At 50.1% G+C, this 13,483-nt stretch carries 9 protein-coding genes; 8 read left to right on the top strand and 1 reads right to left on the bottom strand.

Annotation, left to right across the window (positions count from 1 at the left end; translation table 11 throughout):
• Positions 1-38: 38 nt before the first annotated feature.
• Entirely contained in the window at positions 39-749 is a 711-nt protein-coding gene (locus tag HZC01_03400) for a polyprenol monophosphomannose synthase (GenBank protein ID MBI5037718.1), read from the bottom strand.
• An 88-nt stretch (positions 750-837) separates the two neighbouring features.
• Between HZC01_03400 and HZC01_03395 the strand changes: the two genes are divergently transcribed.
• From HZC01_03395 to topA, 8 genes are all read left to right on the top strand, one after another.
• Entirely contained in the window at positions 838-2,334 is a 1,497-nt protein-coding gene (locus tag HZC01_03395; protein MBI5037717.1) for an LCP family protein, read from the top strand.
• Between the two features lie 20 nt (positions 2,335-2,354).
• Complete coding sequence (gene der / locus HZC01_03390; GenBank protein MBI5037716.1) at positions 2,355-3,680, top strand: ribosome biogenesis GTPase Der; 1,326 nt, start codon at positions 2,355-2,357, stop codon at positions 3,678-3,680.
• Positions 3,673-4,221, top strand: a complete 549-nt coding sequence (locus HZC01_03385) for an aminoacyl-tRNA hydrolase (protein MBI5037715.1) — start codon at positions 3,673-3,675, stop codon at positions 4,219-4,221. The genes der and HZC01_03385 overlap by 8 nt, the downstream gene beginning before the upstream one ends.
• Before the next feature lie 2 nt (positions 4,222-4,223).
• Positions 4,224-5,300 (top strand): Flp pilus assembly complex ATPase component TadA, encoded by a 1,077-nt coding sequence (gene tadA / locus HZC01_03380; protein ID MBI5037714.1) that lies wholly within the window; start codon positions 4,224-4,226, stop codon positions 5,298-5,300.
• A gap of 7 nt (positions 5,301-5,307) precedes the next feature.
• On the top strand, positions 5,308-6,345 hold the full coding sequence (gene pilM / locus HZC01_03375) for a type IV pilus assembly protein PilM (protein MBI5037713.1): 1,038 nt from the start codon (positions 5,308-5,310) through the stop codon (positions 6,343-6,345).
• Between the two features lie 311 nt (positions 6,346-6,656).
• Positions 6,657-9,809, top strand: coding sequence for a transcription-repair coupling factor (gene mfd, locus HZC01_03370; protein MBI5037712.1), 3,153 nt, complete (start codon positions 6,657-6,659; stop codon positions 9,807-9,809).
• Positions 9,810-10,095: 286 nt separating this feature from the next.
• Positions 10,096-11,190 (top strand): DNA-protecting protein DprA, encoded by a 1,095-nt coding sequence (gene dprA / locus HZC01_03365; GenBank protein ID MBI5037711.1) that lies wholly within the window; start codon positions 10,096-10,098, stop codon positions 11,188-11,190.
• A gap of 108 nt (positions 11,191-11,298) precedes the next feature.
• Positions 11,299-13,479, top strand: coding sequence for a type I DNA topoisomerase (gene topA, locus HZC01_03360; protein ID MBI5037710.1), 2,181 nt, complete (start codon positions 11,299-11,301; stop codon positions 13,477-13,479).
• The last annotated feature ends 4 nt before the right edge of the window (positions 13,480-13,483 follow it).

Genomic DNA, 13,483 nt, shown 5'->3' with positions numbered 1-13,483 from the left:
CCATGTTCTATGGGGGTGAAACACCTCTCACTTGCCAATTATTTTCCGCCAAATCTGAGGCGTAATACCTGCCAAAAGCTCTCCAGCATGATCCCCGGACTGAATTTTGATGTACCAGCCCGGCGCTCGATGAACGTGATGGGAATTTCTTGAATGCGAAAACCGGCTTGACCCGCCCGGTAGGTAACCTCTATCTGAAAATTGTACCCCCGTGAGGCAACTGCGTCTAAATCCAACCGTTCCAGTACCGTCCGGCGAAAACATTTGAAGCCACCCGTTAAATCATGTACTGCCATACCCAAAAGGCGTCGGATAATCATATTGGCAGTGGTGCTAATCATCCTGCGCGACCAATTCCAGTTAGCCACCCCGCCACCCGGGATATACCGAGACCCAAGCACCAAGTCAGCTGATTGAATTGCTTCCAAGAAATTCGGAATATACTTCGGCTGATGTGAAAAATCTGCATCCATCTCAAAGACGTGCTCAATCTGCGGATCACGCAGGGCCCAACGAAAGCCTGCGGTATAGGCTTTCCCTAATCCTTCTTTCGCGTCACGATGCAGCACGGAAATCCGCTGGTCGTGCCGCGCTAACTCATCAGCGATCTGACCAGTCCCATCAGGCGAATTATCATCTACGACCAAAACGCACAGTTCAGGAATGGCCAATGCCAAAATTTCACGGACAATTCCCGTAATGTTTTCTTTTTCATTATAGGTAGGAAGGATTATGCAGTGGCGTGCCATAGAATGGCTTTCAGTGTAGCACGCGTATTAAAAAATGTGTATCCAGACCCTTTACGCCCCGGGTGGATTTTATTATAATAAGCCCACTATGCCTGACCTCTTGCAGCCACAATCACCATCCTCTACCCCGAAGCGGCCGCGTTTTGATCCCACGATATACCAACCATCTGGGACGCCGGGAAATGATAAGAAATCGCGTCCTGCCAAATCACGATCGCACCTCCTGTTGTGGTCCAGTTTGGCATTAGCGCTGGTTATTATATTGATCGGTTTGGGTTTTATCACAAAGATTGTCCTGGCCGTAAACAGCACTAATTCAACCACCGGCGAAAAAATTGGTTTTATTGATCAAATCAAGCACCTCATCGACAATCCCGAACCCCAATTGAAAGGTGAGTCGGCTGACCGGATCAATATCCTCCTGGCTGGCATTGGCGGTGAGGGGCACCAGGGATCATACCTGGCTGACACCATTATTCTCATCAGCTACAAACCGTCTACCAATGAAATGGCAACCGTTTCAATTCCTCGCGACTTGTATGTCGAAATCCCTGATTATGGCTTTCGCAAAATTAATAATGCATTAGCCTTTGGCGTTCAGTCCGACTACCCCGGCGGTGGCGAAGCACTGTTAGCTCGCGTCGTCTCAGAAACATTTGAATTGCCAATCCATTACACAGCCCGAATTGATTTCGAAGGCTTTCGCAAAGCCATTGATGAGCTGGGTGGAATCGAAATAGATGTCGCACAAAGCTTTACCGATTACGAATACCCAGACTATAACTATGGATATCAAACGATCACGTTTACCAAAGGAATCGAGGAAATGGATGGCGAACGCGCGCTGCAATATGTCCGCTCCCGCCACGGCAATAATGGAGAAGGATCTGATTTTGCCCGATCACAACGGCAACAAAAGGTGCTCTTAGCGCTAAAAAATAAATTCTTTTCCGTCAATTCATTGGTAAACCCCGCCAGCATAGTCTCGGCGCTCGACAGTCTGGGACAACACAACCAAACCAACATGGAAATTTGGGAAATCGCCCAGCTGGCAAAAATGCTTGAACCAATCCAGAAAGAAAATATTGTTTCGGTTACCCTCGATACCAGCCCTGAAGGATATCTCGTATCTGACCATACGCTGGATGGAGCCTATATTCTCCGACCGGTCTCTGGAGACTTTACTGAAATCAATGCCCGTATTGCCAACGTCTTTGATACAAGCGCCATCGTAAAAGAAGACGCACGTATCGAAGTACAAAATGGTACGACCCAGGAAGGACTGGCCACCGATACCGCCGAATTACTCACGACGCAGCTGTATAATGTAGTCAAAGTGGCTAATGCGGAAACTGATACAGCGGTCACCCAAACCACGATTTATGATTATACCGGCGGCACGAAGCCATATACCTTAGCTGCCCTGAAAACTCTACTCAATGCCCGCTTGGCACCAGCTATCCCCGCTCTGATAAATTCAAATCAAAAAGCAATTCCCGCCACGGTAGCCGAAGATATAGATATTCTCATCATCATTGGCAATGACCGTCTCGACCCGGCTCTCTTGAGTACAGCAAGTAACTAATAGAATACCCTACAAACGTTATGGCTCGCCGGTTGCCCGAGGTAGTACTCGTCGGACGCATGAATGCAGGAAAGTCAACGCTCTACAATAAATTAGCTGAGCAGAGCGCGGTGCTGGTTTCTGATATCCCTGGAACCACGCGCGACCTACACCGTACCCACATCTCCTGGCGCGGGAGCGATTTTGTATTAATTGATACCGGCGGCTTGGATGCGGCGATCCAAGGACCGATCGAAAAAGAAGTACAGCGGCATGCGTACCGCGCCGTTGAGCGAGCTGATTTAATCGTCTTCGTCGGCGACGGCACTCTGCCAGTGCGGAGCGAAGACCGACTGATCGCCCGATCAGTACGCCGATTGAAAAAACCAACCGTGCTTGCCGTCACCAAAGTTGACGGCCCGGCGAAACGCCGCCGGGTGGCGCCTAATTTCCAAAATCTTGGCCTCGGCCAACCCCATCTCGTCTCGGGGGTCAGCGGCGTCGGAACCGGTGATCTGCTCGATGTCATCGTCCACCATATTCCAGCTCGAAATTATCAGGCACCCACGACGGATATTACTGTCTCAATTATTGGGAAAACCAATGTTGGTAAATCATCGCTGTTTAACGCTATCCTCGGCGAAGAACGCGTCATCGTCACCCCTATTCCCCATACCACTCGCGAACCGAACGACACCACGCTCACGTTTAAAGATAAAACCATTGTCCTGGTTGACACAGCTGGGCTCCGTCGAGATCGCAAACAAACGGATAAACTGGAGCAACACAGCGCTGATAAAACCAAATGGATGATTCAGCACTCTGATATTTCTTGGGTAGTAACCGATGTGAGCGAACCGCTCAGCGTTCAAGATCAAATTATTGCCGAACACGCGCGCCGGGCTGGTAACGGCATAGTCTTGGTGGCAAATAAGTGGGACCGGGTGAAAGACAAAAGTCCGCGTGCCATCCGCGAACACCGCGCGCGCTACCAACGGTATTTCCCCGCCCTCGGCTGGGCACCGCTCATCTTTACCTCAGCCGTGGACAAACAACGGCTTCATGTATTACTTCAGCAAACGATTGCCATCGCCGAGATGCGCCAGCGCCGAATGACCGAAGCAGAGCTGCATCAGCTCATTACCCAGAATCCGCCCAAAAAAGCCCTGCCGAGCAAAGGGACCAAATCAGCCACCTTCCTCCGCCTGGAGCAAACCGGCATCCGGCCGCCCCGCTTCACCCTGTTTGCCAAGCATGCCGAACTGATCAACCCAGCCTATTGTAATTATCTGGAAAAAGAACTCCGGAAGCGGTACGATTATGCTGGAACCGAAGTTCGTATTAACCTCCACAAAAAGCATGTTTGAGTATTGCCTCGTCGGCCTGGGCAATCCTGGCCGCACCTATACCGCTACCCGGCACAATCTCGGCTGGCAGGTCATCGACGCACTGGCGCAAACCCGCCTCCAGACAAAATTTTCTGCCGCCCTGGCAACGATTACCCTGGCCGATAAAAATGTGCTGCTCGTCAAACCAACGACCTTCATGAATCGGTCCGGCCTTGCGGTACAACAGATTGCGGCATTCTACAATCTCACACCAGAACGCATCTGGATCATTCATGATGATATCGATCTCTCATTTGGCACACTCCGTATCAGCCGAGGTCGATCAGCCGCCGGACATCGCGGCGTCGATTCAGTCCTGACGGCTATACACTCCCGCGCTTGCGTACGGTTCCGTATGGGAATCCGGCCCGAACACCCATTTGATACCGAGGCCTTCGTCCTCGAGCGGTTTTCCGCAGCAGAAAAAAAATTATTACCCGCCTTTATCAAACGAACCGTTGCCGCTGTGACTGATGCCTGCGCCCATTCGCCGGAGCATGCCGCCAATCATTTCAACTAATTATGGATACCCAAACAAAACTCGCCATTGATCGCATTCTGACGACCATTGCCGCCAAACGCGCTGCCGACGTTCATCTGTCCGTAGGTACGCCCCCAACCATGCGCCTGCATAATGAGCTGGTACCCCTCCCTGACGAACCGATCATTACCAAGGATTTCATGGAAACGTTTGTCGAGGTGGTGCTCGATAATGAGCAGGAAAAAATACTCGATGAAGAGCGGGAAATAATCCTCGCCTACCAGCTCAATCGCCAAACGCGCTACCGGATTAATATTTTTTATCAGCGGGGGGTATTAGCCGCCTATTTACGACTGATTGGCAATGAGCTGATCCCTTTAGAAAAATTGGGGCTTCCGACGGCCATCGATCAATTCGCACAAGCTACCCACGGGTTGCTTATTATTTCTGGTTCATTTGGTTCAGGGAAAACAACCACCGCCGCCTCGCTGATTCAACATTTTAATACCACGCGATCGGCCTATATTTTAACGGTAGAGCGTCCCATCGAATACATCTTTTCGAGCCAGCGCAGCATCATAGAGCAGCGCGAAGTCGGCCGGGATGCAGTATCGTTCGAACGAGCTATCCGCACCATAACCCAAGAAGATGTAGATATCCTGGTGCTCTCCGAATTAGCTACCCCCCAAGTTATTAGCGCGGCCATTTCCATCGCTGCTTCAGGCCGTCTGGTGATTGCCAATGTAGAAGCTAATACCACCGTCAAAACCCTTGAACATATTATTAATCGTTTCCCCGGCGGTGAACAGCCGCGCATGCGGGAGCGGCTTGCGTCGAATTTAATGGGCACTATTTGCCAGCGCCTTATCCCTCGCGTCGGCGGGAGCACCATACCGGTGGCCGAGCTGATGCTTAATACTCCGCCTATCCAAGCCCATATCAAAGATGGATCATTCTACCAACTCCCAACGGTCATACAAACCTCACGCGCCGAAGGAATGATTTCCCTCGACTGGTCCCTCGCCGAACTGGCGAAAACAAATGAAATTACTGTGGACACGGCACTCGAATACGCCAGCGATGAGCAACTGGTCCGATCTATGCTGAGTATTTCATAATAAACTTATGCCATTCTTTACCCCAAAAAACCAAAATGTGATCGGCTTAGAGCTCGGTTCGTCCGCCATTAAGCTCGTCGAGCTCGAACCACAACCAAATGGGCATCGATTAGTCACCTACGGCATAGCGGCTCATGATTCTGCGGCAGTACGCAGCGATTCCCACGCTGACGCCCAGGAAACAGTCAACACGCTCCGCCAGCTCTTAAGCGCTGCACGGGTAACGACTGATCGCGTGGTAGCCGCGCTTCCAGCGATCAACGTATTCCATACCATGATCGAAATACCCACGATGTCAGCAAAAGAACTCGCCTCTGCCGTACAGTGGGAAGCTAAACGCATGATCCCCTTGCCTTTGGATAAGATGGCGCTTGATTGGCATGTCGTCTCGCCTGAACCCTCAGCTGCCGGCACTATCACGGTCGTACTCACTGCTGCGGCTCGAGAGGTAGTTGACCGGTATGTCCGCGTTATCAAGGCTGCCGATCTAGGATTAGTGGCACTAGAAACTGAAATTAATGCGCTGCAACGATCCGTCCTGCCAGCCGATCCAGACGGACATCTAGTCATTGATATGGGTGCGCATAATGCAAACATTGTTGTCTTCGCCAATCACCTGCCACTGATCGTCCGAAACTTAAACATTGGTATCAGTGCAATCGATGAACACATCGCCAATGCACTCAATATTAGCCTCGATCGCGCCTCATCGATCCGACGTGAAACCACTCTGATCCATGCGTCGACTGCCAATACCGCCCCCGCTTCTATCAAATTTATTGTAGAATCTTTTTTGATCAAGGAGATAAAACGAATTTTATCTGCCAAACAAACAAACGTGCGCAGTATCATTCTCACCGGTGGAATTGCTCATCTCCCTGGCATCACCTCATTCTTCAGTGAACATCTCTCACTCCCCTGCACCATCGGCAATACCTGGCAACATGTCAATTTCAATCCCGAAATGCGAACTGCCCTTGATGCCTGCGGTCCTGAGCTCTCGGTGGCCACTGGACTCGCCTTAAAAACAAAAACCCCCACATAACATACAAATGTGGGAGCGGCTGTGACAGCGCGAATATATTTCTGCCTCCAAGCGTAAGATTACATAGAATAAACTACATAACCTTATCTTGGGGTTACTGACAAAGCGTTAGGAGGGGTTGCCTTGCGTTCGCCGCTTGGTAGGCAGAAATATATCCACGAACAGCTGATATGCAGCGCTCGGACTTGCCTTTTTTTAAAAAACTGTAATAATACACGTTAGCAGAGAAAAACTGCACTGTCAAGCCCCGGATGCCCCGGGAGCATTTTCAGTCAAAAACACCAAAAATTAGCAGGTAAAAATAACCCCCCGTGCCTGGTCCCCGATCAGAGATGGGTGATCCCGAAGCGCTTTTCACGGCAGTTAACCGACTGCTGGCTACGCCGTCTGAAATTGGCGTTCGCGGACTCCCTAATCTCACTACACAATCATATTTTTTAACCCGTAATCCCGAGCTGCAACATCGGGTAATTTTCTGGCTCTTAAGCACCGAGGAATTGCCGTCGGCGCAGCGACTGCTGGAGTACTGGCATCGTCAGTATAAAATCAATCGACGGCTGTGGCAGCTCGATCAGGTGACGCCTGCCCGTCTGGCACAACTCAGCGCCCACGAACCCCACGTCGTCCTGGCTGACCTGGCACAATTAGAAGCAAAACTTCCTGCGGTGAGCGTGGTTGAAGACCATCTGCTCAATCTAACGAAGAATCAATCGACCCAACCAGCGGCGCTGTCACAGCAGTTGATCAGCATGGGGTATGATTTTTCGACTCACGCCAGCGAAGCGGGATACTTCGCTCGGCACGGCGGCATCATGGATGTATTCCCCATGAATACAGATCGGCCACTGCGCATTGAATTCAATGCTACAGGTATTGAGCAAATGCAGTGGTTCAATCCGGTTGACAAGCGTCTGGCTGAAACAGTCGAACACGCTCAAATTATTGCGCGAAAATTTAAGTCTCACCACACCCGCGCCAGCTTCACTCAATATTTGTCTGCACTGGAGCGCCCGGTGTTATTCTATAACGACATTACTGAACCACCAGGAATAATTAATGATTGGGAGGCAATTGAAAAAGAATTTAAGCACTACAGCCGGATCGTGGTAAAAGATTTTGATACCGCTGCCCGTACCCTCGCATTTGAACACGCCCCGCTGTACCACAAGGGTTTTGAACAGCTGGCTGAAGATATCAAGAAATTTACCGGTCAACATTGGCGCATCGCTATCGCTACCCAGCAATCACACCAGCTGGAAAAATTATTCAAAGAAAAAAAAGTAGCGGCGCCCATCCATCTCTGGCCAATGATACGGGAGCTCTCCGGGTTTAGTAATGCACCGAGTAAATTTTTACTTCTCACTGACCGAGAAATATTCGGTGACGTCATCGAGGAACAATCACCGCGAAAACGAGTGGATCAAGCATTTATTATGGAATTACAGCCAGGGGATTTTGTGGTGCACCTAGACCATGGCATTGGCCAATTCGCCGGCATGGCCCAAAACGTGGTAGAAGGAATCACAAAAGAATATTTTATCCTTGAATATTCCGAGCGTGACAAGCTATACGTCCCGGTGGAGAGTGCTGACAAGATTTCAAAGTACATTGGCGTCTCCAATCCGAAGTTGCATCGACTCTCCGGCGGCCAATGGTACCAGTTGACCCGCAAAGTAAAACAAGAAGCCAAGGTGCTGGCGCAGGAACTTCTGAAAATCTACGCCAAGCGGGAAATGACGAAAATCAAACCTTTTGGCAAAGATACGGCTGAAGATAACGAACTAGCCACCTCCTTCCCCTATCGCGAAACGCCGGATCAGCTCTCCGCCATCAAGGCAGTCAAGAATGATCTCGAGCACGAAACGCCCATGGATCGCCTGATCTGCGGCGATGTGGGATTTGGCAAGACAGAAGTGGCGGTACGGGCCGCGTTGAAAGCCGTCATGAACAAAACACAGGTGGCGCTGCTCTCCCCAACTACCATCCTGACTCAGCAACACTATGACACATTTAAAAAACGACTGAAAAAATTCCCCATCTCGCTTGGCATTTTGTCGCGGTTTGAAACGGATAAAGAGCAAAAAGAAACCATCGAAGGCCTCAAGGCTGGCACGATTGATATCGTCATTGGCACCCACCGACTACTGTCGAGCGACGTCCTGTTCCGCCGGCTCGGCCTCATCATCATTGATGAGGAGCAGCGGTTTGGCGTGAAAGCAAAAGAGCGGCTCAAATCCCTGCGTACCCAGGCCCATGTCTTAACCTTAACCGCCACCCCTATTCCCCGCACGCTTAATATTGCACTGTCCGGCGTACGAGATGTCAGCGTCATTGAAACCCCACCCGAGGGTCGCCTGCCCATCGAAACGCATATTGAACCCTACAGCGATACCGCCATCCAAGCCGTTATCAAAAAAGAGCTTGATCGAGACGGACAAGTGTACTATCTGCATAACAAAGTGGAAACGATTTCCCATGCTGCTTTGGATATCCAGAAATTAATTCCAAATGCCCGAATTGGCATTGCCCATGGTCGCCTCCCAGAAAAAGAGCTGGCCAAAGCTATGGCGGATTTCGATAACATGAAAACGAATATTTTGGTTTGTTCAACAATTATTGAAAACGGATTAGATCTGCCAAATGTGAATACTATGATTGTTGATAATTCAACCAATTTTGGCTTAGCTCAGCTCTACCAGCTGCGTGGTCGAATCGGCCGGGGTGACCGCCAAGCATTTGCTTATTTCTTTTATAACCGTAAAAAACTAATTGGCAACGCAAAAAAACGACTCCAAGCCCTGATGGCAGCAAAACGGCTGGGTAGCGGTTTCCAATTAGCCCTACGCGACCTGGAGATCCGCGGCGCGGGGAATATCCTCGGCAAAGAGCAACATGGCAAAGTATCCGCCATCGGCCTTTCATTATATACACGGTTACTGGCTCAAGCCATTGAGGAGCTTAAGCACGGCAAAGTGCAAGAAACAATCAGAGATATCGTCCTGGATCTCCCCATGGAAGCCTACATTCCGAAAGAATTTGTCGGGGAAGAAGAGCGCCTTATCCTCTACCAAAAAATGGCTGGTGTTACTACGATTGAGGACCTGACGGAGCTCAAACAAGCTATTATCCGCGCCCGGACTAAAGAAGAGCAACGCCATATCCCCCAGCCATTACTCAATCTTTTCGAGGTACTCGAAGTACGCATCATGGCGCAACGGACAGACTTGTCCCACATAGATACGACGCAAATTACTGACGAAAATGGACAGCGGCGAAGGCGGATCATCCTGAAATTCCTTTTCCCCTTGAAACCAGAAAACTTAGCCCGCCTGCTCCAGCGGAATCCTAATTGGCAATTTACCGATGACTCTCTGAAGATTGACCTGGACAAACTCGGTGACCACTGGCTTGAGGAACTGAAAAAAGTTATTCGCCTCTACCAGCATCCGGAAGAAAAAAAATAAAGTGCTGACCACTCGGGATCAGCACTTCGCCATCGGGGTACGGGCTTTGCGCCAGGCAACCATATAGAGTAATCCAAATGGTATGGCGATTGGCCATAGCACAGCCAAACAGCACAGCCCGATGAGAGACAGCAGGGGGATCCCCACTAACGCAAGAACAATTTCACGCATGAGTTACCTCCAGTAGTACTACCTTAGCATAGCCATTCAAACCTGTCACTTGCCGAAAATAAATACTGTGGTATAGTCCCTAGTGAGACCTTCCCCACCTAAGGTCTTATTCTGTATGGACACAGTGCAAAAAGATATCATATTCTGGGTGGGTTTTTCACACTGCCGCAGCATCGGCGCCCGCACGCTGAAACGGCTGATTGATTATTTCCCTGACCTAGAGGCTGCTTGGCGAGCACCAGCCGAAGCATTACTGCGAGCCGGCGTGGCGCCACACCGACTCGGACAATTGTTAGACGAACGAAAACGAATTAACCCTGAAGCAGTCTACCAACTGACGTTGCATCACCAGATCAATATCGTCACCATCAAAAATCAGGCCTACCCCCCACTCCTACGAGAAATCCCCGACGCGCCCCAGCTTCTCTTTTACCGCGGCAGCCTGCCACGCTGGACCCACCATCTTGTCGCCGTCGTCGGCTCACGAAAAACCACGCCGTACGGCAGACATATCACCCCACTCCTAATTGAACCGCTGGCGGCACAAGGAATCACCGTCGTTTCTGGCTTGGCGCTCGGAATAGACACTCTGGCTCATCAGTCAACGCTCGATATGGGTGGTACGACCATTGCCGTGCTCGCTGGTGGGCTCGACACCATCTACCCCCGCACCAATACAGCGCTTGCCGAATCGATAATCGCGCATGGCGGATGCCTCCTCTCAGAATACCCCGTTGGCACCCCGCCATTTAAACAGCATTTTCCCATTCGAAACCGCATCATCGCTGGGCTATCCCATCTCACAGTGGTCATCGAGGGTATGGCCGATTCGGGTTCATTGATCACTGCTCGATTAGCCGTTGATTATAACCGGGATGTCGGGGCCGTTCCAGGTGCCATCACCTCAGACCATGCCCGAGGACCACATCACTTACTTAAAGATGGTGCAGCGATGATAGAGCGCGTAGATGATATATATGCGCTACTCAAACTTGACAAGAAGAGCGACACAGTCCAAAATAAATCAGTCGTCCCCACGACTGATGCCGAGCGTCAGCTCCTCGAGCTGATTGGGAGCATCCCCGTGGATATTGACGAAATTTTTCAACAGAGTAGACTACCAAGCAGCGCGGTGAATACGGCCTTAACGAATTTAGAAATGAATGGCACGATTCGTCGCAGCGGCAGCACCCATTACGTCCGCACATAATGGGCCGAACAAACAAAACCTCATGTTTCAATTGTCTCATCGGACCGCATTAATCTAAGCACCAGCTCCCGAGCTCCGGGAACGGTTTTTATTTAGACAACCTATCGCATGAAACTTCTGATTGTCGAATCGCCCACCAAAGCGAAAACAGTAACAAAATTTCTTGGCACTAAGTCCCCCTACCACGTCACCGCCAGTGTCGGGCATATTCGTGATTTGCCTAAGAGCAATAAAACTGCCATTGATATTCCCGGCGGCTTTGTCCCACGCTATGTAATTCCTGATAAAAAAAAGGAGGTCGTCGAAGAGTTGCAAAAATTAGCTAAAAAAGCTGAAGAAATTATTCTGGCAACCGATCCTGATCGAGAGGGAGAAGCAATTGCCTGGCATATTGCCGACACCCTTGCCGAGCATGTTGGAACGCTGCCACCCCTCAAACGAGTTGTCTTTCATGAAATTACCAAAACCGCCATTGATGACGCCATGGCGCACCCGCGTGAAATCGATCAAAACTTGCGTCGCGCCCAAGAAGCGCGTCGCGTACTTGACCGCCTGGTCGGATATGACTTAAGCGGCCTGATCTGGAAAAAGGTAAGATATGGACTGTCCGCTGGCCGTGTACAATCCCCCGCGCTGCGCATCTTAGTCGAGCGCGAACGAGAAATCAGAGCGTTTGTCCCGGAAACATTTTGGGTGATTGAAGCGCACATGGTGACTAAAAATAAAGAAGCCATGACTCTCACCTGTGCCACCGAGCCACGCGACCGCACTGAAGTTGATCGCATACTTGCAGCGGGTAAACAAGGACCATGGTCAATCACGGATGTCAAAGCAACTGAAGCCAAGCGCTCACCCAAAGCACCATTCATCACTTCGTCACTTCAGCAAACTGCCAGTAGTCGGCTTGGCTTCACCCCATCACGGACGATGCGCGCCGCTCAAAAACTCTATGAAGCGGGACATATTACGTACATGCGTACGGACAGTACGACGCTGAGTGCCGAGGCGCTCCAGCAAATTGCTGGCGTCATTACCAAAGAATATGGCGCGGAAAATCTCAACCAACGGCAGTACAAAACCCAATCGAAAAATGCGCAAGAAGCCCACGAGGCTATTCGCCCAACCAATAGTGCAAAAAAGTCAGCCGGAAGCGCTGACGACCAAAAACGACTATACGCGCTGATTCGCCAGCGAACGATCGCCTCACAGATGATTGACGCGAAAATTCTCAAAACAAAAATCAGCGCTACCGTTACTGGTAAATCCATTCCCGATTTTGCGGTTACTGGCTCCCACGTCCTTACCCCTGGTTGGCTGCTGGCTGACCCCGAAGCTCGCGGCGAAGATGTAGACCTGCCCCGAGCACAAGCCGGAGATCCGCTTACCCTGCAGAAAATAGTAGATATTGAGAAACAAACGCAGCCGCCCGCCCGTTACTCCGAGGCTGGCTTGATTCGCGAGCTGGAGAAACGTGGAATCGGCCGTCCGAGCACATATGCATCAATCATTCAAACTATTCTTGACCGAGGTTATATCACGAAGGACCGCTCCCGCCTCCAACCAACTGACACGGGTGAAGTAGTTAGCGAATTTCTAGAAAAATATTTTGCCAAATATATTAGCGACTCATTTACTGCCGAACTCGAAGACGAGCTTGATGATATTGCTAACGGAAAACGAGAATACGAATCAACGCTTAAAACCTTCTACACGCCATTCCATGCTGATGTTGAGGCTAAAGAAAATATAGAAAAAATTACCAACTTGGGCAATGCTGACGCCAAACACGAATGTCCAAAATGTAAATCACCCATGATCATCAAATTGGGCAAAAACGGTAAATTCTTGAGCTGTTCACGCTTCCCTGAATGCGATGGCGCCCTCCTGATCAATGGAGATGAATTAAAAGGACCGCAAATTATTGGGAAGCACCCGGATACCGATGAACCAATTTACTTGCTCGACGGCAGATTCGGACCCTATGTCCAGATCGGTGAACGCACGAAGGCAAATCCAAAACCAAAGCGAGCTAGTGTTCCTGCGGACAAAGATTTAACAACAGTTACGTTAGCTGACGCATTACACTATCTGAGCCTCCCACGAAATCTCGGTACCCACCCAACCACTGGAAAAGAAATATTGGCAAATAAAGGACGCTTTGGTCCCTACATAGTCCACGATGGTGATTTCCGCTCGCTGAAAAAAGACGATGTCTTCAGTATTGAATTACCCCGCGCTCTGGAAATCCTCGCCGAAGAAAAAAAATCCCGCCGAAGAAAATCTAAATAAATAT

Source organism: Candidatus Kerfeldbacteria bacterium (genome assembly GCA_016214565.1).
Taxonomy (GTDB): domain Bacteria; phylum Patescibacteriota; class Patescibacteriia; order UBA10025; family JAHIVO01; genus JAXDBW01.
Note: the sequence above shows the minus strand (reverse complement) of the source record. Positions and strands in the feature narration are given on the sequence as shown.

Bases quoted from the DNA above. Each gene is read 5' to 3' on its own strand.
- HZC01_03400 (MBI5037718.1), bottom strand. From the start codon at position 749: ATGGCACGCCACTGCATAATCCTTCCTACCTATAATGAAAAAGAAAAC.
- HZC01_03395 (MBI5037717.1), top strand. From the start codon at position 838: ATGCCTGACCTCTTGCAGCCACAATCACCATCCTCTACCCCGAAGCGG.
- der (MBI5037716.1), top strand. From the start codon at position 2,355: ATGGCTCGCCGGTTGCCCGAGGTAGTACTCGTCGGACGCATGAATGCA.
- HZC01_03385 (MBI5037715.1), top strand. From the start codon at position 3,673: ATGTTTGAGTATTGCCTCGTCGGCCTGGGCAATCCTGGCCGCACCTAT.
- tadA (MBI5037714.1), top strand. From the start codon at position 4,224: ATGGATACCCAAACAAAACTCGCCATTGATCGCATTCTGACGACCATT.
- pilM (MBI5037713.1), top strand. From the start codon at position 5,308: ATGCCATTCTTTACCCCAAAAAACCAAAATGTGATCGGCTTAGAGCTC.
- dprA (MBI5037711.1), top strand. From the start codon at position 10,096: ATGGACACAGTGCAAAAAGATATCATATTCTGGGTGGGTTTTTCACAC.
- topA (MBI5037710.1), top strand. From the start codon at position 11,299: ATGAAACTTCTGATTGTCGAATCGCCCACCAAAGCGAAAACAGTAACA.